The sequence below is a fragment of the Mycobacterium sp. DHQP2018-32-09 genome, assembly GCF_058148405.1.
The window spans coordinates 1-23,066 of the sequence record NZ_JBYVYK010000058.1; the positions used below are offsets into that span (position 1 = coordinate 1).

The window sequence follows — 23,066 nt, forward strand, 5'->3', positions numbered from 1 at the left end:
CGTCCTGGGGCGGTGCGTCGGCGGGCGGCGCTCCGGGCGCGGGGGGTGGGCCAGCCGGTGGGCCGTTGAGGAACGTGTTGCCCTGCGGCGGCGGCGCGGTGCCGTCCGACGGCGTGGCGGTGCCGGATCCGGAGGGGGAGTTGGTCGCGGACGGGTTGGCGGTCGTGCTGCCCTGGTCGGGGAGGTGCTGGTTGGAGCCGCCCTGCTGTGAGTTGGAGCCGGAGTTCGCGCCGGAGGAGCCCGACTGGCCCTGGTCGCTGAGGTCGATCTCGGACGACATCTGGTTCGACGTGTCCGGCATGGGGATGGGCGGCAGGTTGAGCCGTTCCTCGGGGATGTCCGGCGGCGGGACGGGTGGCTGGCCGTTGATGAGGAGCGGCCCCTTGGCGCTGTTGAGCAGCGTCGACCAGCCGCCGTTGCCGAGTGTCGCGCCGATGCTGCAGGACACCTGGTGGCTGCCGGCGGTCCAGCTGGGTAGCGAGATGGTGCCGTAGATCAGCGTCAGCGTGGTGTTGCGCAGTGCGATGGGGGCCAGGTAGGCGTCGGTCTGGCGGGTGCACTCGTCCTTGATGAAGGCGTCCTGGTCGGCGTCCGACGGGAGCGGGCCCGGGAACTTCTGCGACAGGTCGACGGCGCCGGTGACCTCCATGGCGTGCGGTGCCGCGCAGTCGACGGGGATGTCGGTGGGCTGGTTGGTGGCGGGGTCGATGCCCAGGCAGGTGCCCGGTGACCACACCTGCGACTGGTCGAGGGCGGCGACCTTGCCCTTGAACGACAGCTGCTGGTTGTTGGGGCCGGGTAGTTGCAGGCCGCACAGCATGCGGCGCTCGCCCTTCTGACGCCACGCCCGGTCGCCCGACCACAGCAGGCTGACGGTGAACTTGCCGTTCGGGTCGAACTTGGGACCCAGGTAGTTCCTGGCGGCCGCACTGCACTGCTCCTGGCTGATCTGCTGGATGCGTGCCTGCGAGGGCGGTGCGGCGTCGGGGCCGTATTCGCTGCCCGGGAACGTGCTCATGTCGATGGACTCGGCCACCTCGAAGCGGTGGTCGGCCGAGCAGTCGACGATCTCGGCGGCATCGGGCGTGCGCTCGGGCCAGTTCAGGCAGTCGCCGCTCTTGGCGTTGTCGAACGTGTCGGTGGTGCGCGACCCCAGCGCGGTGCCGGTGGTCAGCGCGCCGATGGGCCCTGCACCGGTACCCGCGGGCAGGGCGGTGAGCAGGCCGGCGATCAGCAGTCCGCCGAGGGCGGTGAGCAGCAGACCGCGGCGAGTGCCGTTGGACTGCAGGCTGCGCAGCCAGGCGCGACCGCGCGCGGCCCGCGAGGCCCGGGCGGCCCGGGTGGCCTCGGCGGCCTGCTGTTCCTCCAGGCTCGGTGCTTCGAACATCCGGTCCATTGTGACAGGCGCGTCGAGTCGTGGGGCAAGAGATGCAGTTGTAACGTTATGTGGTTGACGCTTGCCGACCTCGCTGCGACTGCCGTGGTCGCCGAAAAGTAGGGTCGAGGCCGTGATCGACCTCAAGCTCCTGCGTGACGATCCGGACCGCGTGCGCGCCTCGCAGCGGGCGCGCGGTGAGGATCCCGCCCTCGTCGACGCCCTCCTCGACGCCGACGCCGCCCGCCGCGCCGCGATCTCCACCGCGGACACCTTGCGTGCCGAGCAGAAGGCCGCGAGCAAGCGGGTGGGCGCGGCGTCGCCCGACGAGCGGCCCGTCCTGCTGGCGCACGCCAAGGGCCTCGCCGACCGGGTGAAGGCCGCCGAGGCCGAACAGCTGCTGGCCGAGCAGTCGTTCACCGCCGCGCACATGGCGATCGGCAACGTCATCATCGACGGCGTGCCCGCGGGCGGGGAGGACGACTTCGTGGTCCTCGAGACGGTCGGGGAGCCCCCGGCCCTCGAGAACCCCAAGGACCACCTCGAGTTGGGCGAGAGCCTCGGTCTGATCGACATGGAGCGCGGGGCCAAGGTGTCGGGCTCGCGGTTCTACTTCCTCACCGGCGTGGGCGCGCTGCTGCAGCTCGGCATCATGCAGCTGGCCGTGCGCACGGCCACCGAGCACGGGTTCTCACTGATGATCCCGCCGGTGCTGGTGCGTCCCGAGGTGATGTCGGGCACCGGGTTCCTCGGTGCCCACGCTGACGAGATCTACCGCCTGGAAGCCGACGACATGTACCTCGTCGGGACGTCGGAAGTGCCGCTGGCCGGCTATCACTCCGACGAGATCATCGATCTGTCGGACGGGCCGCTGCGCTACGCGGGTTGGTCGTCGTGCTTCCGCAGGGAGGCGGGCAGCTACGGCAAGGACACCCGCGGCATCATCCGCGTGCACCAGTTCGACAAGGTAGAGGGCTTCGTCTACTGCACGCCCGCCGATGCCGAGGCCGAACACCAGCGGCTGCTGAACGTGGAGCGCGAGATGTTGGCCAAGATCGAGGTGCCGTACCGCGTCATCGACGTGGCCGCGGGGGACCTGGGCTCGTCGGCTGCCCGCAAGTTCGACTGCGAGGCATGGGTGCCCACGCAGGGCACCTACCGCGAACTCACGTCGACGTCGAATTGCACGACGTTCCAGGCGCGTCGGCTGTCGACGCGCTACCGCGACGAGAACGGCAAGCCGCAGATCGCCGCGACACTCAACGGAACGCTGGCCACCACGCGGTGGCTGGTCGCCATCTTGGAGAATCACCAGCAGCCCGACGGCAGCGTGCGAGTGCCGGAGGCGTTGGTGCCCTACGTGGGAAGGTCGGTGATCTCGTCGTCATGAGCGAGCGTGCGAGCGAATCGAAGGCCGCGAGCGAGCGTGCGAGCGAATCGAAGGCCGCGAGCGAGCGTGCGAGCGAACTCAAGCTGGTCGACGTCGACCTCGAGGAGTTGTCGGGGTGGTTCGGCCTCGGCGTGGCGGGCAACTTCGCCGGGCACCTCGAGCAGGCGGGGGAGTCGGTGGACTTCGTCAACGTCAGCAGCGAGGGCAACGCCCCGAAGGGCATCTTCCCGTGGTACGCCCCGGGCGTCGACGGCTTCCTCGGGGAGTTCCCGCTGTCGCACGACACCATCCGGTTGCCTGCCAGCGACGCGCCGCTGAACCTGCAGATCGAGCCCGAGGTGGGCTTGGCGTGCGAGGTCGCGTGGCAGGGCGACACCGTGGCGTCGTTGCGGCCGTTCGCGCTGGGCGCCTTCAACGACTGCTCGATCCGCAGGCCCAACGCGCCGAAGATCAGCCACAAGAAGAACTGGGGGCCGGCGTCCAAGGGCGTGGCGGCCACGTTCTTCGACGTCGGCGATCTGACGCCCGACGGCCCGACGGCCACGCTGCGCCTGGTGTGCCACCTGCTGACCGCCGCCGGTGAGGAGCATGCGTACGGCGTCGACAGCCCGCTGCTGGGCTACTCCTACTACGGCGAGGTGCTGCTCGACTGGGTCACGGAACGGCTGGCCAACCAGAAGGGGTCACCGGAGACGCCGCTGGAGGACGTCGGCGCGCTGATGGTGGCCGCGGGACGCCCGGAGCGCGTGCTGATCGGCATCGGCGCGACGCGGTACACCGCGCTGGGTGAGACCACGTACCTGCAGCCGGGTGACCAGTCGGTCGTGCGGGTGTACGACACGGCGTCCGACGTCGTCTCGGAGCTGCGCCAGACGGTCACGGGGTAGCCGGCCACCCGTACCGGCGGCGCGCTCATGGCCAAGTCGTTCACGTTGGTGCAGCTGCGGTACTTCACCGTGGTGGCCCGGCTGGAGAACATGCGCGCGGCCGCCTACGAACTCAACGTCACGCAGTCGACGCTGTCGGCGGCCATCGGTCAGCTGGAGCGCGAGGTGGGCGTGCAGCTGTTCCACCGGCGCTCCAACCGCGGGCTGCGGTTGACGCCCGCGGGCAGACGGTTGCTGATCGGTGCCAGGACCGTGCTGGAGGACGCCGACCTGCTCTACCACTCGGTGCGGGCCGAGCGGGAGGAGCTGGCGGGGGATCTGGTGGCGGGCATCTTCTCGCCGCTGGCACCGTTCTTGGCGCCGAAGATCCTGGTGGAGTTCGAGCGGCGGCATCCCGAGGTGACGTTGAGTTTCCTGGAGGCCGATCAGGAGACGCTGATCCGCGCCCTGAACGAGGGCACGTGTGAGACGGCGCTGATGTACGACCTGGGTCTGGGGCCCGACGTCGAGTACCGGGTGTTGCAGCAGGTGCCGCCGCACCTGCTGGTGTCGGAGAACCACCCGCGCGCGGCCACGCCGGACGTGCCGGTGCACCTGCGGGAGTTCGAGTCCGAGCCGTTCATCCTGTTGGACCTCAAGCACAGTCGGGAGTACTACCTCGACATCTTCAAGCGGTTGGGGGTGCGGCCCCGGGTGCGGCACCTGGTGTCGGGATACGAGACGGTGCGCTCGTACGTGAGCATGGGGCACGGGTACTCGCTGCTGAACTGGCGTCTGCTGCGCGACGTCACGTACGCCGGCGGGCGGGTGGTGCCGCTGGAGCTGGCCGACGAGCTGCCGCCGACCGAGTTGGTGCTGGTGCGGCTGCGTGACGGCAGGCCGACACGCAAATCGCTTGCCTTCGAGGAGATCTGCGCGGACCTGCTGGCGGACTGAGCCCGCGGCCGCGCGCTCTGATCGATTTCTTCGATCAGAGGGTTCAGTCTTTTTCGTTGGACTCGTTCGGGTGAGGCTCGACACACTGGCTCGACACGCATGCTCCACGGTGCGAGACCCACCCATCGACGAGAAGAGGCGGTCATGCAGACGAGCGAAGGCTCTACTGCCGACACGACGACGCAGGCACACCCGCCGGCTGCCCCGGCGCCGTCGGGCATGCAGAAGCGCGTGCTGGCCGGCGGCAGCATCGGCCAGTTCATCGAGTTCTACGACTTCACGCTGTACGGCTTGTCCGCGGTCACGCTGTCGCACCTGTTCTTTCCCGGCGAGAACGCGCTGGCCGGGCTGCTGGCCACCTTCGCCACCTTCGGCGTCGCGTTCCTGGTGCGCCCACTGGGCGGGCTGTTCTTCGGAGCGCTCGGCGACCGCATCGGCAGGCGCAAGGTCCTGTTCGTCACGCTGCTCGCCATCGGACTGGCCACCACGCTGATCGGCCTGCTGCCCACCTACGGCGCCGTCGGCGTGCTGGCGCCGATCCTGCTGGTGCTGTGCCGCCTGATCCAGGGATTCTCCGCAGGCGGCGAGTCCGTCGGAGCGCCCGCCTTCGTCTTCGAGCACGCCCCACTGGAGCGCCGCGGTTTCTGGATCAACGTCACCCTGGCCGCCACCGCGTTGCCCTCGGTGATCGGCGGCACGCTGATCCTGGTGCTCTCGTCGACCATGTCGTCGCAGGACTTCGACTCCTACGGCTGGCGCATCCCGTTCCTGCTGGCGCTGCCGCTGGCGTTTTTCGGGCTGTGGATCCGGTCGAAGACCGAGGAGTCCGAGGCGTTCAAGCAGGTGCTGGCCAAGCACGAGCACGAGGAATACAGCCCCATCCGAGAGGCGTTCCGCGAGAACCGGGTTCGCATGCTGCAGGTGATCGGCGTGATGGCGCTGACGGCCATGGGCTTCTACTTCCTGTCCGGTTACTTCGTCTCCTACGTCCAGGTCACCGGCGAACTCAGCCGCGAGGCCTCGCTGGCGGCCAACGCGCTGGCGATGGCGCTGTATGCGGTGCTGCTGCCCATCGGCGGCATGATCGGTGACCGCGTGGGCCGCAAGCCCATGCTCATCACGGGCGCCGCCGCGCTGGCGGTGCTGTCGATCCCGTGCTTCATGCTCGTCACCAGTGGGTCGCTGGCACTGGCCATCACCGGGCAGCTGCTGTTCGTCGTCCCGATGTGCGTCTACGGCGGCGGCTGCTACACGTTCTTCGTCGAGATCTTCACCACCGAAACCCGATTCACTTCGGCGGCCATCAGCTACAACGTCGCCTACGCGGCCTTCGGCGGCACCGCCCCGTTCATCGGCACCATGCTGGTCTCCACGACCGGTACCGACTCTGCGCCGGGCTTCTACATGGCTGCCGCCGCCGTCCTCGTCGGGCTCTTCCTGGTGTTCACCAACGTTCCCGAAACCCGCCAGCGCGTCAGCTGACCCGCCCGCCGAGAGGATTTCCCATGACCCGATCCGACGTATCCCAGGACTTCCTGACCGACTTCCACCACGTGGCCACGTTCGGCGCGACCCCCAACGACGGGGTGCACCGCCAGGCTGCCACGCCGGAGGACAAGCTCACCCGAGACTGGTTCGCCGGCTTCGCCGCCCGACGGGGGTGGGAGGTGCGCGTCGACGCCATCGGCAACATGTTCGCGCTGCTCGAGTTCACTCCGGGCGCACCGTACGTGCTCATCGGCTCGCACCTGGACTCGCAGCCGCTGGGCGGCCGGTTCGACGGCGCCTACGGGGTGATCGCGGCACTGCACGCCGCCGCGAGCGTGCAGGACCGCATCGCCGCCGACGGTGCCCCGGTGCCCCTGAACCTCGGCGTGGTCAACTGGTTCAACGAGGAGGGCGGCCGCTTCCCGCCGTCGATCATGGGATCGTCGGTGTTCACCGGAGCCATGGACGAGCAGGAGATGCTCGCGGTACGCGACCTCGACGGGGTGAGCGTCGCCGAGGCGCTCGAGGCCATCGGGTACCGCGGCTGCGACCCGCGCCCGGACGTCGCCGGGTATGCCGAGATCCACATCGAGCAGGGCCGCATCCTCGAGCGCGAGGGCATCAACCTGGGTGCCGTCGACTTCTCCTGGTACACGCAGAAATTGGACGTCGAGGTGCTCGGGGAGCAGTCGCACACCGGGGCCACCGCAATGGCGGACCGGCACGACGCGCTGGTGGCTGCCAGCAAGGTGGTGCTGCGCGTGCACGACGTCACCGCGAAGTTCGAGCCCGAGGCCCTGGTCTCGTCGGTGGGTCGCTTCACCGTGGAGCCCAACTCGCCCATCGTGGTGGCGCGACGCGTGCACCTGGTGGCCGACTTGCGGTCGGCGGAGCCGGAGATCGTCGCCCAGGCCCGCGCGAGCCTGCTTGCCGACATCGCCGAGATCGCGCGCGAGCACGACATCGCGATCAACGTGCGGGACTTCGACGTCCGCGACATCCAGCGCTTCCCCCAGGCGGGCATCGACCTCACCGAGAAGGTCGCGGCCGACCTCGGGTTGTCGGTGCGGCCCATCCGCACCATGGCGGGCCACGACTCGGTGCCGATGAACCGGATCGTGCCCACCGTCATGATGTTCATCCCGTCCATCGACGGGGTGAGCCACTGCGAGCGCGAGTTCAGCACCGACGACGACATGGTCGCCGGTGTGGCGGCGCTGACCAACGTGGCGTGGGAGATGGTGCACGGGGCGTTGGCCCAGGAGGTGCGCGCGTGAGCGATCTCGCACACCGCAGCGCCACCGAACTCCTCGAGGCGTTCCGCCACCTCGAGGTGTCACCGGTGGACGTGCTGGAGGCGCAGATCGCTCAGATCCGCGAGCACGGTGGCGATGCGGCGACGGGTGTCAACGCGTTCACCGAGACCATGTTCGACGACGCGATCACGGCTGCCCGGCACGCCGCCGACGAGTACGCGAGGTGTGCGGCGACGGGGGAGCGTCCGCCGGCGCTACTGGGCCTGACCGTGGCCACCAAGGAGAAGCACGGCATCGCCGGCCGCACGCTGGAGCAGGGCTTGGCGGCCCACCGCGGCCGGATCGCCGAGGCCGATCACCCGGTGGTGGAACGAATCAAGTTGGCGGGCGGGGTGATTCACGCCCGGACCACGAGCCCCGAGTTCAGCTGCGCGACGGTGACGCACTCGCCGATGTGGGGCGTCACGCGCAATCCGTGGAATCTCGAGACGTCTCCCGGCGGGTCGTCCGGCGGGGCGGGAGCGGCCTTGGCGGCCGGATTCACGACGTTGGCCACCGCGTCGGACATCGCCGGATCCACCCGGATCCCGGCGGGTTTCACCGGCACGGTGGGTTACAAGGCGCCGTACGGCCGCATCCCGGGGCTGCCGCCGCTGGCCAAGGATTGGTACCGCGGCGACGGTCCCATGGCCCGCACCGTCGCCGACGTGGCGCTGTTGACGTCGGTGATGTCGGGCCGGCATCCGGTGGACCACGATTCGTGGGGGCCCACCGGTGAGGCGATCTCGCTGGCCGGTGGGGTGGCCGGCCTGCGCGTCGGGTTGTCGGTGCGGCTGGGTGACTTCCCGGTGGCACCCGACGTGGCCGACAACACGCGTGCGGTGGCGACGGCGCTCGCCGAGGCGGGAGCCGACGTGGTCGAGGTAAATCCGCCGTGGACCACCGACCTGGTGCGCGAGACGATCTTCGCGCACTTCGGCCACATCCTGGGTCCGGCGATGGCCCGCGAGACCGCGGGCACCGAGGGTGAGCTGGCCGCCTACACGCGCCGGTTCATCGCCGATTGTGCTGCCGCAGCGGCACGTTACGACCTGATCGACTCGCTGGCGATGGATGCCGCGTTGCGCGCCGACCTCGCACGGGTGCTGGCCGACGTCGACGTGCTGCTGTGCCCGACCTCGGCGGTGGCCTCCCTGCGTGCCGACGGTGACTACCTCGACGGCGTCGACGCGGGGGAACGGCACCTGCGGCACTACTGGGAGGGACACATGACGTCACCGTTCAACGTCGCCAACGCGTGTCCGGTGCTGTCGGTGCCCAGCGGCATGTCGGGCGTCGGAGTGCCCACGGGCGTGCAGGTGGTCGGCCATCCCGGGGACGAGGCGATGGTGTTCCGCGTCGCGCAGGTGGTGGAGGCGCTGGTCGGGTTCCAGGGACTGGGCTGACGTCGCCGCGGGTCAACCACGCTGCGCCAGCAGCGCGTCCAGGACGGCGGTGAACTCCTGGGCGCGCGCCGGGGTGAACGCCGGGCTGGGCCGGGTGCCTGCCACGTCCAGCGTCACCAGCGTCGACTTGAGTGGCCGCCCCACGTCCAGTGGTAGCCACCGGCGCAGGTCCGAGCTACCCCATAGTCGAAACCTGTTGAGCGCCAGCCCCAATGGCTCGGTGCGGTAGCCACGGACGGCGGAGAGCGGGATGACCTTCGACGTTCCCGAGGGAAAGTGGTAGCGGCGCAACGTGAGCGCGTGCCGGTCCAGTTGCACCAGACCGTCGTCGTAGGATCCCGCTGCCGTCACAGCTTGCGGCTCCGGAGTTCGTGGCCCTTCGAGGTGAGGCAGCGGCCGTTGGCCAGGTTCCACTTCCACCCGTGCAGGTTGCACGTCAGCTCGTCGCCCTCGATGATGCCGAACTTCGACAGGTCCGCCTTGAGGTGGGGACAGCGACGCTGGATCTCCCAGCCGTCCATGGTGATCGACGCGGAGTCGTCGTGCGCTTCGGCGAACCAGCCGTCGGCGTAGGCGATGCGTTCGTCGGTGAGGCACTTGAAGAACGTGTAGAGGTACTCGTTGTAGCCGCCGACGCGCCACGCCCGGAACCGGGTCGACAGGAAGATGGTGTTGACCCAGTCGGGTTCGTCGTCGCGCAGCACCGTGCGCACCAGTTCGGGAGCGATCGCGAAGCCGTAGCGGAACTTCTCGCCGGCGATGGGCTCGCGCACGATGCGCTTGGGGAAGTCGAGCACCACCGTCTCCGCGCCGATGCGCAGTTCGACGGGATAGCCGATGCCGTCGCAGATCTGATCGGTCTGGATCATGATGGGCTCGAACTTCGCGCGCAGGGGCTCCAGCAGCGGCTCGCCGTCGGCGGGCGCCCAGGCGGCCTTCTCGGCGGCCAGCACCGGGGCCATGCGTTGGGCGAAGTCCTCGATGTAGGCGGCCTTGCCGGTGGTGAAGATGGCCTCGACCTCGGCGTCGGGCAGGGGGTGGCGCAGGGCGTTCAGCTCGGTGCCGGTGAAGTCCGCCGTCGACCCCGGGATCATCAGCAGGCCGCCGTCATGGCCGTTGCGGCGCAGCTGATCCAAGAACACCATCTGGTCCGGGAAGATGTTGGCCGGGTCGCCGTGGTCGTCGTTGAGGTCGCGCAGTTCGGGGTCCAGGAAGCACGGCGGTCCGGCGGACGGGATCACCCACGTGGCCCCGACCTGTGCGATGTACTGCCGGCAGCGGTCCATCTGGCGCTGCCGCTTCTGCGTACCGAACGCCTCCTTGGCGCGGGCGGGCATGTCGTAGACCATCGGGTACCAGATGGCGCCCGAGTACTGCAGCATGTGCACGTCGACGTGGCCGAAGTTCTCCTCCAGGACCCCGAGTTCGATGGGCCGGGCGTCGTTCATGTTGAACGCGGTGGTGACACCGTCGGAGACCACCAGCCCGGAGTCGCCGATCGGGCCGTCGGCGGGGGCACGCAACGCGATGATCATCACGTCGAGGTCGCCCTTGGGACCGCTGACACGGTGCTTCACCGAGTCGGTGGTCTCGAAGAACCGGTGAAAGCCCAGCTTCTGCAGTTCGCGTCGCAGGTCCGGCACGGGGTAGTCCGGCAGCAGCACCACGGCGTCCTTGTTGACGTGTGCGGCGAGGTTGGCCGGGTCGAAGTGGTCCTTGTGCAGGTGGCTGACGTAGAGGTAGTCGATGTCGCCGAGGGCGTCCCAGTCCAGGCCGGTGTTGTCCGGGAACGGGAACCAGGACGCGAAGTACGCCGGGTTGACCCAGGGGTCGCAGAGGATGCTCCCGGCCGCCGTGTCGATGCGGAATCCGGCGTGTCCGACGCTTGTGACCTGCACGTATTGCCTTCCCTGCGGTGTGGTGACTCCCCTGGAGTCTACCGTGGTCCGGCGTCGGAGCCGTCCCACGCGCGACGGTGGGCCGCGATCCGCTCGGCACGGTTCGTGACGGAAGGCTCACGCATTCGACCTTGCCGGCTCGCGGCGGCAATGCGCCGTCTAGGCTGTGCGCGTGGAACCCGTATACGGCACGGTCATCCAGGTCGCGCGCCTGGTGTGGCGGGCCCAAGGGCTGAAGTTCACCGTCACCGGCGTGGAGAACTTGCCGGTGGCCGGTGGCGCGGTGATCGCGATCAACCACACCAGCTACTTCGACTTCACGTTCGCCGGGCTGCCCGCCTATCTGCAGGGGCGAGGGCGCAAGGTGCGGTTCATGGCCAAGAAGGAAGTCTTCGACTCCAAGGTCAGCGGACCCATCATGCGCAGCCTGCGGCACATTCCGGTGGATCGGGACAGTGGCGCGGCGTCGTTCGAGGAGGCGTGTCGGCGGCTCAAGGAGGGCGAGTTGGTGGGCGTCTATCCGGAGGCGACCATCAGCCGCAGTTTCGAGATCAAGGGCTTCAAGTCGGGAGCGGCCCGGATGGCCATCGCCGCCGACGTGCCGATCGTTCCGCACATCGTGTGGGGGGCGCAGCGCATCTGGACGAAGGGTCATCCCCGCACGATGTGGCGGCCCAAGGTGCCCATCTCGATCGCCGTGGGCGAGCCCATCGAGCCCACCCTGCCCGCCGAGGAGCTGACGTCGCTGCTGCACGCCCGCATGCAGCAGCTGTTGGAGCAGGTGCAGGATTCCTACGGGCCGCACCCGGCCGGGGAGTTCTGGGTGCCGCGCCGGTTGGGCGGCGGCGCCCCGTCGCTGGCGGAGGCCGACCGGCTCGATGCCGAGGAGGCCGCCGAGAAGGCCGCCCGCAGGGCTGCGGCCGATCCTCAGGAGTAGGGATTCGGCGGACGATGGAACCGGTCTTCCGCAGTCTGGAGATCGCGGGCCGGGCGGCGGTGCGGGCCACGGGCACCCGCATCACCTTCGAGGGGCTGACGAACATTCCCGCCACCGGTGGTGCGGTGGTGGCGATCAACCACACCAGCTACGTCGACTTCCTGCCCGCGGCGCTTGCCGCGACCGCGCGGGGCAGGCGGATGCGCTTCATGATCAAGGCCGAGATGCAGGACGTGCGGGTGGTCAACTTCGTGATCAGGCACAGCAAGACCATTCCGGTCGATCGCCGCTCCGGCGCCGAGGCCTATCCGGTGGCCGTCGAGCAGCTGCGTGCGGGCGAGCTGGTGGGGGTCTATCCGGAGGCCACCATCAGCCGCAGTTTCGAGCTGAAGGACTTCAAGACCGGTGCCGCCCGCATGGCGTTGGAGGCGGGCGTGGACATCGTGCCGCTGATCGTGTGGGGGGCGCAGCGCATCTGGACCAAGGACCATCCAAAGTCTCTGGGCCGCAACCACGTTCCGATCGCGGTGGTGGCGGGAGCGCCGATCCGGCCTGCGGGTACGGTCGATGAGGTGATGACTAGGTTGCGGTCGGAGATGACCGCCATCCTGCACCGCGTGCAGGAACGCCATCCGCACCCGGCGGGGGCACACTGGGTGCCGCGCCGGCTCGGCGGGTCCGCGCCCACGCCTGCGGAGGCACGCCTGCTCGACGAGGCCGAACTGGCCGCGCGTGCCCGCAAGCAGACGGGCCGCGGCTAGTGGCTCCCACGCTCATCGCCACCGACGTCGACGGCACGTTGCTCGACGACGAGGAACGCGTCAGCGCGCGCACGAAGGCCGCGGTGGGCGCCGCGGTCGACGCGGGCGTGACCTTCGTGCTCGCCACGGGACGTCCGCCGCGGTGGATCGCGCCCGTCGTCGACGGTCTCGGGTTTGCGCCGATTGCGGTGTGCGCCAACGGTTCAGTGCTGTACGACCCGGCGACCGATCGGATCCTGTCGGCGCGGACGTTGGCACCGGAGCAGCTCGCGGAGATGGCGGAGGTGGCCACCCGCGTCGTCCCGGGGGCGGGTCTGGCGGTCGAGCGCGTGGGTCGCAGCGCCCACGACGCCGCGACGCCGCAGTTCGTCAGCTCGCCCGGCTACGAGCATGCGTGGCTCAACCCGGACAACACCGAGGTGTCGGTCGAGGATCTGCTGAGTGCGCCTGCGGTGAAGCTGTTGATCCGCATGGCGGGCGCGCGCAGCGCCGACCTGCGCGACGCCCTCGAGCCGCACCTGAGCCACCTCGGCGACATGACCTACTCGACCAACAACGGTCTCATCGAGGTGGTGCCGCGCGGGATCAGCAAGGCCACCGGTCTCGAGGAGGTGGCGCAGCCGCTGGGGATCGGACACGACGAGATCGTGACGTTCGGCGACATGCCCAACGACGTCCCGATGCTGCGGTGGGCGGGGCTGGGCGTGGCGATGGGCAACGCTCATCCCGAAGCCGTCGCGGCCGCCGACGAGGTGACGGCGCGCAACACCGAGGACGGGTTGGCGCGCGTGCTGGAGCGATTCTGGGGCTAGGCCCCGGGTGGCTGGGTGCCCCGTGCGAGTGCCCGTGCGGGTGCGGTGCCGTCAGCCGAAGCTGATGGGGGTGAAGCGTTCCAGCTGCACCGGCGGGCCGGGGTGTTCGTGCTTGGGCAGTTCGATGGCGACACCGTCGATCACTCGGGTGACCCTGCCGGTCTCGCGGTCGAAGTTGAGGGTGCCGTGCTGGAAGTTCTGCACGATCCACAGCGGTTCGGAGATCTCGCCGCTGGTGGGCAGACCCAGTGCGCCGCGCTCGAAGCCGAGATCGGCCCATGCGTCGTAGATGGCGCCGGTGATGGGCGCCGCCCCGCTGGTGGGTGACCAGTACATGGCGCCGGAGGTGAAGTTGACGTAGCGGGCGCCGTTCTCGCCCTGCGCCTCAGGTGATTTCGGTGCGCCGAGGGGGCTGGCCTCGCCGCCCATGGAGGTCCACTTGGTGAAGATGGCGCCGCCGCGCAACGAGTCGACCAGACTGGGTGGCCCCGGCGCGGTGTCGAACTTGGCCGCGGTGTCGCGCAGCAGGTCCATCAGCGCGTAGGCCGCGTTGCCGGGGCACTCGGTGTTGCCGACGTCGCGGTGGGCGAAGATCGTGGGCAGCGTCGGCGTTGCGCCCCTGGGGAAGTGGGTGTAGCTGCTGCCGTCGGAGGTCAGCACCACGGTGCCCTTGGGGTTGACGTGGTCCAGGCCCAGCCGCCAGCCGAGCAGCCGGCCCGTCGTGCGCAGTTGGATGGGCGTCGGGGGCACGGTCTCGAAGTCGCCCATCATCGCCACGCCCCAGGTGTCCTTGTTGAACCCGCCGGTGTGGGCGCCCTCGACGGGGCGGGACAGACCGCCCGCGCGGCCCTCGAAGACCTGGCCGTACTTGTCGACCAGGGCGTTGTACGCCATGTCGCACCAACCGAGGGTGCGGGTGTGGTACTCGTAGATCGACCGGACGATGCCTGCGGAGTCCTCGGGCGCGTAGTCGTTGCTGCCCGCCGTGTGGTGCACCACTGCTGCGCGAACTCCGCTGTCGTACTCCGTCTTTCCGCATCGCAGGGCTTCGTCGGCGCCCCAGCCGGCGCGCGGGATCACCACGGGTGCCTGGCCGGGGACGGTGGCGGCGGTGGGCAGTCCTCCGACGTCCACGGGTGACTGCGGCGGGCTGATCAGCACGGCGTTGAAGTCCGGGACGGTGGGCTGTTCGACGTTGGCGGGCACGTAGCCGAGGTTCGGCTTGCCTTCGGTGCCGGAGTCGGGTGGGCCTGCGGTGCTGGGGGTGGCGGTGGGCGGCCGGGTCACCGCGATCTGGACGTGGGTGGTGCGGCCGACGAACACGGGGTCGGTGCCGCGCGGCGCCTCGGAAGCGGCTGCCGCGTCGTCGCCCATGCCCTCCAGGGGGTCCGCGTCATACCAGGGGCCCCACGTCCCGTCGGCCTTCTGGGCCCGCACCCGCACGGAGGTGGCGGTGAGGTCGTTGGAGGTGAGCGCCACCATCGAGAAGGGGTGTTCCTGGGTGACGTCGCGGATCGTCTCGCCGCCACCGATGCCGTCGAGGCGCTTCTCCACCAGGAGGAGGGGGTCGACGCGTGGCGCGGGCGCGGGGTCCAGGCCGTTGACGGCCCAGGGCAGCAACAGCACCGTCGCGAGCACTGCGGACAGCAGCAGCGAAGGGACAGCCCGGACACTCGGCACGGGGCGATGTTACGTATGGGGCAAGTGTTACCAGTGTTTCGACACACCAAACGTGTCGACTTTTCCCTCCGGCCATTCGTCGACGCCGGCCACCACGCAACGGCACCGCAGAGCGACGGGCGCTTCTGCGGTGCCGTTTCGTGGGAGGTCTACGGGATGGGCGGTGCCGCGGCGGCCGCGGCGGGCTTGGCCGTCTGCACGGCCGACATGATCGCGGGCATCACCATGCCCTTGAGCAGGTCGATCGCCTGGCCGGCGCCCAGGGTGTTGGCGGCGCTGGACAGGTCACCGAGCAGGCCGGTGCTCCCCGCGGCGGGGGCGGCTGCCGGCAGGCCGATCGAGGGATCGCCCAGGATGGGGTAGGTGCCTGCCGAGGGATCCAGGCCGACGGGGGCGCCGATCGGGATCTCGTTGGTGCCGGGCAATCCGACGCTGTTGGAGATCGGCGTCGCCAGTCCGGGTGTGGCCAGCCCCGGCGTACCCAGACCCGGCGTGGTCAGTCCGGGGGTCGTCGGGCTCAGCCCGGGCGTGGTCAGGCCGGGGGCGGTCAGGCCCGTCGGGCTGGTCAGCGCCGGATTCGTGAGGCCAGGGTCGGTGAGACCCGGCGTGGTCAGGCCCGGGGTGGCCGCGGCTCCCGGCGCGGTGAGGCCGGGCGTCGGTGCGCCGGGGGGCGTCACGCCGGGGACGGTCAGCCCGGGGGAGGCGAGGCCCGGCGTGGTCAGTGCCGGGTTGGTGAGGCCGGGATCGGTGAGGCCGGGGGCGGTGAGGCCCGGGGCGCCCAGCCCGGGCGTGAGGCCGGGTGCGGTGAGCCCGGGCGTGAGGCCGGGTGCGGTGAGCCCGGGCGTGAGGCCGGGTGAGGTCAGCGACGTCGCGGGCGAGCCCGATCCGGTCAGCAGGCCCATGGGCAGCGGCGGCAGGTTGATGCCGAACTGCGACAGACCCTGGGACAGGGCGGACATCAACTCGTTGGGCAGATCCGTGATCATCGCGGCCTGCACGAATTCGCGGTGCTGCGGTTGATCCTTCTCGGGGGACAAGTCGGACACGGCGACCATGGCAACTGGACTTGCAACGGCCAGGGCCGCGACCGCGCTCATGGCTGTCGCGAGCTTGCGGCGACGACGGTTCGGCACGGAAGTCTCCTCAATATCTGGACTACTCGTAGAACTCGCGGAGGGAGTTCTCGGGGGCTATGCAACCGGTGGGGACGACTCGTCAATCGTCTTCACCGACGTGCTCGATGGTACGGATGTGACTAGTGAGTCTGGAGTGACGATGCGGAATCGTGAGCGAATCGCGATGTGCCCGCCGCGAGCGGGTGACGGCGCCGCACTCGACCGCTCGCGCGTCGTCGACCTGCGCATTCGGCCGGCGTCGGGGGCGGCGGAACCCGACGGGAGGCGGCGACCGAGGTCACGGAAGGGTCTCGTGGCGCACCGGTCGCACCCGCCCCACGCCGCGCCTGGCGTTCGGGAACGTCGAGCGGAGTCGGATACCCTAGCTGCCGATGACCACCTCTGATACCGCGGTCGCTCCGTCCCCCTCCTCCGGCAGCCCCGACCTGATCGTCGTCGGTTCGGGCTTCTTCGGCCTGACCATCGCCGAGCGCGTCGCCACGCAGCTCGACAAGCGCGTGCTGGTCGTCGAACGTCGACCACACATCGGCGGGAACGCCTACTCCGAGGCCGAGCCCACCACCGGCATCGAGGTGCACCGATACGGCGCGCACCTCTTCCACACCAGCAACAAGCGCGTCTGGGACTACGTGCGCCAGTTCACCGACTTCACCGGTTACCAGCACCGCGTGTTCGCCATGTACGACGGGCAGGCCTACCAGTTCCCCATGGGGCTGGGTCTGGTCAGCCAGTTCTTCGGCCGGTACTTCACCCCCGACGAGGCGCGCGCGCTCATCGCCGAGCAGGCTGCCGAGATCGACACCGCCGACGCGCAGAACCTCGAGGAGAAGGCGATCTCGCTGATCGGGCGCCCGCTCTACGAGGCGTTCGTCAAGCACTACACCGCCAAGCAGTGGCAGACCGATCCCAAGGAGCTGCCCGCCGCGAACATCACGCGGCTGCCCGTGCGATACACGTTCGACAACCGGTACTTCAACGACACCTACGAGGGGTTGCCCGTCGACGGCTACACCGCGTGGCTGGAGAACATGGCCGCCGACGAGCGCATCGAGGTGCGCACCGACACCGACTGGTTCGAGGTGCGCGACGAACTCCGTGCCGCCAGTCCCGACGCCCCCGTCGTGTACACCGGGCCGCTGGACCGCTACTTCGACTACGCCGAGGGCCGATTGGGCTGGCGCACCCTCGACTTCGAACTCGAGGTATTGAGCGACTGCGGCGATTTCCAAGGCACGCCCGTCATGAACTACAACGACGCCGACGTCCCCTACACGCGCATCCACGAGTTCCGCCACTTCCACCCGGAGCGGGCGTACCCCGAAGACAAGACCGTGATCATGCGGGAGTACTCGCGCTTCGCCGACGCCGACGACGAGCCGTACTACCCGATCAACACCGAGGCCGACCGGACGCTGCTCGCGGCCTACCGCGAACGTGCCAAGGCAGAGACCGCGTCGGCGAAGGTGCTCTTCGGTGGCCGCCTCGGCACCTACCAGTACCTCGACATGCACATGGCGATCGCCAGCGCACTCAACATGTACGACAACACCCTGGCCCCGCACCTGCGCGACGGCGCAGCCCTGGTGGGTCCGAAGGACGGAGAAGGTAACCCCGCATGAGCGACATTCCCTCCGGAGCACTCGAGGACGGGCAGACCCGCGCGGTGAGCCTGCTGTCGCGCGTGATCCTGCCGCGCCCCGGTGAACCGCTCGACGTCCGCAAGCTCTACATCGAGGAATCCGACACCAACGCCAGGCGGGCGCACGCCCCGACGCGCACCACGCTGGAGATCGGGGCGGAGTCGGAGGTGTCGTTCGCGACGTACTTCAACGCCTTCCCCGCCAGCTACTGGCGACGCTGGTCGATCCTGGAATCGGTGGTACTGCGCGTCGAGTTGACCGGCAGTGCCCGGGTCGACGTCTACCGGTCGAAGGCCACCGGCGCCCGCATCACCGTCGGCGGCGAGGCCGCCCACAGTCCGGATGCCGACACCCCGGTGGTCGTCGAGTTCGAGGTGGGCCTCGAACCGTTCGAGGACGGCGGCTGGATCTGGTTCGACATCACCACCGACACCCAGGTCACCGTGCACGGCGCGGGCTGGTACGCGCCTGTCGAGGCGCCGGGTCGCGCCAACGTCGCCGTCGGCATCCCGACCTTCAACCGGCCGGGCGACTGCGTCAACGCCCTGGCCGCGCTGACGTCGGACCCACTGGTGGACCACGTGGTCGGCGCCGTCATCGTGTCCGACCAGGGCACCAAGAAGGCCAAGGATCATCCGGGTTTCGCCGCCGCCGCGGCCGCCCTGGGTGATCGCCTCACCATTCACGACCAGCCCAACCTCGGCGGTTCCGGTGGCTACAGCCGGGTGATGTACGAGGCGCTGAAGAACACCGACTGCGAACAGATCCTGTTCATGGACGACGACATCCGCATCGAGCCGGACTCGGTGCTGCGGGCACTCGCGCTGAACCGGTTCGCGAAGGTGCCCACGCTCGTCGGCGGCCAGATGCTCAACCTGCAGGAGCCGAGCCATCTGCACGTGATGGGCGAGATGGTGGCCGCCGAGAACTTCATGTGGACCAACGCGGTGAACACCGAGTACGACCACAACTTCGCCAAGTACCCGCTGGCCGACGAGGATTCCGAGCGCAGCCGGATGCTGCACCGACGCATCGACGTCGACTACAACGGCTGGTGGATGTGTATGATCCCGCGGTCGGTCGCCGAGGAGTTGGGCCAGCCGCTGCCCCTGTTCATCAAGTGGGACGACGCCGAGTACGGGTTGCGGGCCGGGGAGCACGGCTACCCGACCGTCACGCTGCCCGGTGCGGCCATCTGGCACATGGCGTGGAGCGACAAGGACGACGCCATCGACTGGCAGGCGTACTTCCACCTGCGCAACCGGTTGGTGGTCGCGGCCATGCACTGGGACGGCAACATCCGCGGCCTGGTTGCCAGTCACTTCAAGGCGACGGTGAAACACCTGATGTGCCTTGAGTATTCGACCGTCGCCATCCAGAACAGGGCGATGGACGACTTCCTGGCCGGGCCCGAGCACATCTTCTCGATCCTCGAGTCGGCGCTGCCGGAGATCCGGGCGATGCGCCAGCAGTACCCCGACGCCGTCGTGCTGGAGAGCGCGACCACGCTGCCCACGCCGTCGGACAAGAAGTGGCGCAGGAAGGTCAAGATCCCCGTGGGCCCGCTGGCCATCGGGGCCCGCCTCACGCGTGGCGTGCTGCACCAGGTGAAGCCCCACGATCCGGCCCACCACGTGCGGCCCCAGATCAACGTCGCCACGCAGGATGCCCGGTGGTTCTCGCTGTGCGTGGTCGACGGGGTCACGGTGACCACCGCCGACGGCCGGGGCGTGGTGTACCGGCAGCGCGACCGGGAGAAGGCGCGCGAACTGCTGCGCGAGTCGCTGCGCAGGCAGCTGCTGTTGCTGCGCAAGTTCAACCGGATGCGGCGGGTGTACCGCGAGGCGCTGCCGACGCTGGCCAGCAAGCAGAAGTGGGAGATGGTGCTGCCGACCACGCCGGCCGCGTCGGGCACCCCGGAAGCGCTGCGCTCGTGAGCCTCGACGCCTACCAGGCGCCGCGGGGGGAGGACGCGGTGCTGGCCGCGGTCCAGCACGCCATCGCGGGGCGTCCCGGCGTGCTGCCCACCGCTCGGGCGCTGTCGCACTTCGGCGAACACAGCGCGGGCTGGCTGGGGGTGGCCGCCGTCGGCGCGCTGGCCCAGCCGCGCCGCCGCCGCGAGTGGGTCACCGTCGGGGTGGGCGCGTTCGCCGCGCACGCCGCCGCGGTCGTGATCAAGCGCGTCGTCAAGCGCACGCGGCCCGATCATCCGGACGTCGCGGTCAACGTGGGCACGCCCAGCAAGCTCAGTTTTCCGTCCGCCCATGCCACGTCGACGACGGCGGCCGCGGTCCTGCTCGGCCGGGTCACCGGGCTGCCGCTGCCGTGGGTGTTGGTCCCGCCCATGGCACTGTCGCGCCTGGTGCTCGGCGTGCACTACCCGACCGACGTCCTGACCGGTGTCGCAGTCGGAGCCGCGGTCGCGCGCGTGGTTGACTCAGCGGCGAACGCGGCGAAGGAGGCGGGCAGGTGAGCGAGCAAGCCAAGGAGGTCGCCGGTCCGCCGAAGACGCTGGCCGGCGGCATCGTCAAGGCCATCCGTCCGCGCCAGTGGGTGAAGAACCTGCTAGTGCTGGCGGCGCCGCTGTTCGCACTCGGGTCCAACATCACCTACGACTTCCGCGACGTGTCCGTCAGTGTCGCACTGGCGTTCGTCGCGTTCAGCCTCGCGGCGTCGTCGATCTACCTCGTCAACGACGCGCGCGACGTCGAGGCCGACCGGCAGCATCCCACCAAGCGGTATCGGCCCATCGCCGCCGGTGTCGTACCCGCGAACCTGGCCTACGGGCTGGCCGTCGTGCTGATGGTGGTGTCGCTGGGGCTGTCCTGGTACACCGCGCCCGCGCTGGTCGTCGTCATCGCGGTGTACCTGGTGATGCAGCTGGCGTACTGCTTCGGGCTCAAACATCAAGCGGTGCTGGACATCTGCATCGTGTCGTCGGCCTACCTGATCCGCGCCATCGCGGGCGGCGCGGCGAGTGGCATCCCGCTGTCGCAGTGGTTCCTGCTGGTGATGGCCTTCGGGTCGCTGTTCATGGTCGCCGGCAAGCGGTACGCCGAGCTGCAGCTGGCCGAACGCACCGGCGCCAAGATCCGGAAGTCGTTGGAGGCCTACACCAGTACCTACCTGCGGTTCGTGTGGACGCTGTCGGCGACGGCGGTGGTGGTCTGCTACGGGCTGTGGGCGTTCGAACGCGACCGCCTCACCGGCGGGTCGTGGTTCGCGGTGTCGATGATCCCGTTCACCATCGCGATCCTGCGCTACGCCGTCGACGTCGACGGCGGCATGGCAGGCGAACCCGAGGAAATCGCCCTGCGCGACCGCGTCCTTCAGCTGCTCGCCGTCGCCCTGATCGGAACGCTCGGTGCCGCAGTCATCCTCAGCTGACCGTCTCGTATCGGCGGTGGCGCGCCGGCTGGCGCGCGGCGCGGCGTTCCCGTACGAGGCCGGCGTCCGGATCAGCCTGTGGCTCGGCGTCGTCGTGGTGGCCGTGCTGTTCGGCTGGGGCGCCTGGCAGCGTCGCTGGATCGCCGACGACGGCTTGATCGTGTTGCGCACGGTGCGCAATCTGCTGGCGGGCAACGGGCCGGTGTTCAACGCGGGTGAGCGCATCGAGGCCAACACCTCGACGCTGTGGACGTACCTGGTCACCGCGGGCGGTTGGCTCGGCGGCTCGTTGCAACTGGAGTACGTGGCGCTGTGGCTGGCGTTGACGCTGAGCATCGTCGGCGTGGTGTTCGCCATGCTGGGCACCGGCCGGCTGTATGCCCCCGGTCTGCGGGGCAAGCGCGCGGTGGTCCTGCCCGCGGGCGTGCTGGTGTACGTCGCGATCCCGCCGGCCAGGGACTTCGCCACCTCCGGGCTCGAAAATGGTTTGGCGCTGGCCTATCTGGGCCTGCTGTGGTGGATGATGGTGTGCTGGTCGCAGGGCTTCCGCGCGGCGCCTCCGGTGGCGCGGCCATCGGGTTCCCCGGCGGTGCCCCGGCCGGGTACGGGCCGGGCGTTCGAGCTGACGCTGGCCGCGCTGGCGGGCCTCAGCGTGCTGGTGCGGCCGGAACTCGCCCTGCTCGGCGGGGTGGCGCTGGTGATGATGCTGATCGCCGCCAGCGGGTGGCGCAGGCGGCTGGGCATCGTGGTGGCCGGCGGTCTGCTGCCGGTGGCCTACGAGATCTTCCGCATGGGCTACTACGGCCTGCTCGTGCCGAACACCGCGATCGCCAAGGACGCCACCGGATCGAAGTGGGATCAGGGCTTCACCTACCTCGCGAACTTCAACGAGCCGTATCTGCTGTTCATCCCGCTGATGCTGTTGGCCGCGGTGGGCCTGGTGATGTTCGCGACCAGGACCATGCCGTGGTGGTCGACGCACCGCCCACCTCACGGCGTGAGCCGGCTGACCCGCACCGTCCAGAGCCCACCCGCCGTCGTCGCGTTCATGGTGCTCAGCGGCGTGCTGCAGGCCGTCTACTGGACCCGCCAGGGCGGGGACTTCATGCACGGCCGGGTGCTGCTCACCCCGTTGTTCTGCGTGCTGATGCCCATCGCCGTCATCCCGGTGGTGCTGCCCGACGGCACCCGCTTCACCAGGGTGGGTGGGTACCTGCTGGCCGGCTCCACGACCGCCATCTGGCTGGCGATCGCGGGTTGGTCGCTGTGGGCCGCCAATTCGCCGGGCATGGGGGCCGACGCGACGCGGGTCACGCAGTCCGGCATCGTCGACGAGCGGCGGTTCTACGCGCAGGCCACCGGGCACGCGCATCCGTTGACGGCGGCCGACTACCTCGACTACCCGCGGATGCGCGCGATGATCCAGGCCATCGACAACACGCCGGACGGGGCGTTGCTGCTGCCGTCGGGCAACTACGACCAGTGGGACGTGGTGCCGGCGTTGCCGCCGCCCCCGCCCGCGCCGGGGCAACCGCCGCGGCGCGACTACCGGGGTCCGCACACGGTGTTCTTCACCAACATGGGCATGACGAGCATGAACGTCGGCCTGGACGTGCGGGTCATCGATCAGATCGGGTTGGTGAACCCGTTGGCGGCGCACACGGCGCGCATCGAGGACGGCCGCATCGGGCACGACAAGAACCTGTTCCCCGACTGGGCGGTGGCGGAGGGACCGTTCCTCAAGGAGCGGCCGTACATCCCGCCGTATCTCGACGAGGACTGGATCGCCCAGGCGCAGGCCGCGTTGGCCTGCCCGCGGACCGAGGCCCTGCTGAACTCGGTGCGCGCGCCCCTGGGGGCGCGCCGGTTCCTGTCGAACCTGGTGCACGCGTTCGAGTTCAACTCCTACCGCATCGACCGCGTCCCGCTCTACGAGCTGTATCGCTGCGGTCTGCCGGTTCCGGAGTACCGCGAGGCGCCCTACACCGGCATGCCCGCCACGGGTCCGTGACCGCTTGTCGGTCCGTCGGCAACCGTG

The 23,066-nt window shown here is 69.7% G+C and carries 19 protein-coding genes; 14 read left to right on the plus strand and 5 right to left on the minus strand.

Annotated elements, in window-relative coordinates; genetic code table 11:
• On the minus strand, positions 1–1,396 hold a 1,396-nt coding region (locus AC30CM_RS23035), incomplete at its 3' end, for a septum formation family protein (protein WP_490119237.1).
• Positions 1,397–1,508: 112 nt separating this feature from the next.
• Here AC30CM_RS23035 and serS point away from each other — a divergent pair.
• From serS to AC30CM_RS23065, 6 genes are all read left to right on the plus strand, one after another.
• On the plus strand, positions 1,509–2,765 hold the full coding sequence (serS, locus tag AC30CM_RS23040) for a serine--tRNA ligase (RefSeq protein WP_490119238.1): 1,257 nt from the start codon (positions 1,509–1,511) through the stop codon (positions 2,763–2,765).
• Between the two features lie 83 nt (positions 2,766–2,848).
• On the plus strand, positions 2,849–3,652 hold the full coding sequence (locus AC30CM_RS23045) for a DUF5718 family protein (RefSeq protein WP_490119262.1): 804 nt from the start codon (positions 2,849–2,851) through the stop codon (positions 3,650–3,652).
• Positions 3,653–3,679: 27 nt separating this feature from the next.
• On the plus strand, positions 3,680–4,588 hold the full coding sequence (locus tag AC30CM_RS23050) for a LysR family transcriptional regulator (protein WP_490119239.1): 909 nt from the start codon (positions 3,680–3,682) through the stop codon (positions 4,586–4,588).
• A 144-nt stretch (positions 4,589–4,732) separates the two neighbouring features.
• Complete coding sequence (locus tag AC30CM_RS23055) at positions 4,733–6,070, plus strand: MFS transporter (RefSeq protein WP_490119240.1); 1,338 nt, start codon at positions 4,733–4,735, stop codon at positions 6,068–6,070.
• A 23-nt stretch (positions 6,071–6,093) separates the two neighbouring features.
• Positions 6,094–7,353, plus strand: a complete 1,260-nt coding sequence (locus tag AC30CM_RS23060) for a M20 family metallo-hydrolase (RefSeq protein WP_490119241.1) — start codon at positions 6,094–6,096, stop codon at positions 7,351–7,353.
• Positions 7,350–8,777, plus strand: a complete 1,428-nt coding sequence (locus tag AC30CM_RS23065; RefSeq protein ID WP_490119242.1) for an amidase — start codon at positions 7,350–7,352, stop codon at positions 8,775–8,777. Before AC30CM_RS23060 ends, AC30CM_RS23065 begins: the two co-directional genes overlap by 4 nt.
• Positions 8,778–8,789: 12 nt before the next feature.
• Here AC30CM_RS23065 and AC30CM_RS23070 read toward each other — a convergent pair whose 3' ends face one another.
• Together AC30CM_RS23070 and AC30CM_RS23075 are read right to left on the minus strand one after the other, a co-directional pair.
• A complete protein-coding gene (locus AC30CM_RS23070) occupies positions 8,790–9,128 on the minus strand; it encodes a hypothetical protein (RefSeq protein ID WP_490119243.1) in 339 nt (112 codons plus the stop codon).
• Positions 9,125–10,675 (minus strand): Rieske 2Fe-2S domain-containing protein, encoded by a 1,551-nt coding sequence (locus tag AC30CM_RS23075; RefSeq protein ID WP_490119244.1) that lies wholly within the window; start codon positions 10,673–10,675, stop codon positions 9,125–9,127. The genes AC30CM_RS23070 and AC30CM_RS23075 overlap by 4 nt, the downstream gene beginning before the upstream one ends.
• A gap of 172 nt (positions 10,676–10,847) precedes the next feature.
• Between AC30CM_RS23075 and AC30CM_RS23080 the strand changes: the two genes are divergently transcribed.
• From AC30CM_RS23080 to AC30CM_RS23090, 3 genes are read left to right on the plus strand one after another with little or no spacing between them, the layout of a single operon-like run.
• Positions 10,848–11,612: a lysophospholipid acyltransferase family protein gene (locus tag AC30CM_RS23080; protein WP_490119245.1), complete on the plus strand. Its 765-nt coding sequence runs from the start codon at positions 10,848–10,850 to the stop codon at positions 11,610–11,612.
• 14 nt (positions 11,613–11,626) lie between these two features.
• Positions 11,627–12,373: a lysophospholipid acyltransferase family protein gene (locus AC30CM_RS23085; RefSeq protein WP_490119246.1), complete on the plus strand. Its 747-nt coding sequence runs from the start codon at positions 11,627–11,629 to the stop codon at positions 12,371–12,373.
• Positions 12,373–13,185, plus strand: a complete 813-nt coding sequence (locus AC30CM_RS23090) for an HAD family hydrolase (RefSeq protein WP_490119247.1) — start codon at positions 12,373–12,375, stop codon at positions 13,183–13,185. Before AC30CM_RS23085 ends, AC30CM_RS23090 begins: the two co-directional genes overlap by 1 nt.
• Positions 13,186–13,236: 51 nt before the next feature.
• On the opposite strand, the gene AC30CM_RS23095 is transcribed toward AC30CM_RS23090, so the two are convergent.
• Complete coding sequence (locus tag AC30CM_RS23095) at positions 13,237–14,865, minus strand: N-acetylmuramoyl-L-alanine amidase (protein ID WP_490119248.1); 1,629 nt, start codon at positions 14,863–14,865, stop codon at positions 13,237–13,239.
• Positions 14,866–15,014: 149 nt separating this feature from the next.
• Positions 15,015–15,998, minus strand: coding sequence for a hypothetical protein (locus tag AC30CM_RS23100; protein WP_490119249.1), 984 nt, complete (start codon positions 15,996–15,998; stop codon positions 15,015–15,017).
• Positions 15,999–16,372: 374 nt separating this feature from the next.
• On the opposite strand from AC30CM_RS23100, the gene glf reads away from it, so the two are divergent.
• Genes glf through aftB form a run of 5 tightly spaced genes read left to right on the plus strand, consistent with a single transcriptional unit; the run spans position 16,373 to position 23,039 of the window.
• Positions 16,373–17,620, plus strand: a complete 1,248-nt coding sequence (gene glf / locus AC30CM_RS23105) for a UDP-galactopyranose mutase (protein WP_490119250.1) — start codon at positions 16,373–16,375, stop codon at positions 17,618–17,620.
• On the plus strand, positions 17,617–19,578 hold the full coding sequence (locus tag AC30CM_RS23110) for a glycosyltransferase (RefSeq protein WP_490119251.1): 1,962 nt from the start codon (positions 17,617–17,619) through the stop codon (positions 19,576–19,578). The genes glf and AC30CM_RS23110 overlap by 4 nt, the downstream gene beginning before the upstream one ends.
• Complete coding sequence (locus AC30CM_RS23115) at positions 19,575–20,114, plus strand: phosphatase PAP2 family protein (protein WP_490119252.1); 540 nt, start codon at positions 19,575–19,577, stop codon at positions 20,112–20,114. Before AC30CM_RS23110 ends, AC30CM_RS23115 begins: the two co-directional genes overlap by 4 nt.
• Positions 20,111–21,028, plus strand: a complete 918-nt coding sequence (locus tag AC30CM_RS23120) for a decaprenyl-phosphate phosphoribosyltransferase (protein ID WP_490119253.1) — start codon at positions 20,111–20,113, stop codon at positions 21,026–21,028. Before AC30CM_RS23115 ends, AC30CM_RS23120 begins: the two co-directional genes overlap by 4 nt.
• Positions 21,006–23,039 (plus strand): terminal beta-(1->2)-arabinofuranosyltransferase, encoded by a 2,034-nt coding sequence (gene aftB / locus AC30CM_RS23125; RefSeq protein ID WP_490119254.1) that lies wholly within the window; start codon positions 21,006–21,008, stop codon positions 23,037–23,039. The genes AC30CM_RS23120 and aftB overlap by 23 nt, the downstream gene beginning before the upstream one ends.
• Positions 23,040–23,066: the final 27 nt, after the last annotated feature.

Coding starts and splice junctions, on each gene's coding strand:
- AC30CM_RS23050 (WP_490119239.1), top strand. CDS start 3,680: ATGGCCAAGTCGTTCACGTTGGTGCAGCTGCGGTACTTCACCGTGGTG.
- AC30CM_RS23055 (WP_490119240.1), top strand. CDS start 4,733: ATGCAGACGAGCGAAGGCTCTACTGCCGACACGACGACGCAGGCACAC.
- AC30CM_RS23060 (WP_490119241.1), top strand. CDS start 6,094: ATGACCCGATCCGACGTATCCCAGGACTTCCTGACCGACTTCCACCAC.
- AC30CM_RS23085 (WP_490119246.1), top strand. CDS start 11,627: ATGGAACCGGTCTTCCGCAGTCTGGAGATCGCGGGCCGGGCGGCGGTG.
- glf (WP_490119250.1), top strand. CDS start 16,373: ATGACCACCTCTGATACCGCGGTCGCTCCGTCCCCCTCCTCCGGCAGC.
- AC30CM_RS23110 (WP_490119251.1), top strand. CDS start 17,617: ATGAGCGACATTCCCTCCGGAGCACTCGAGGACGGGCAGACCCGCGCG.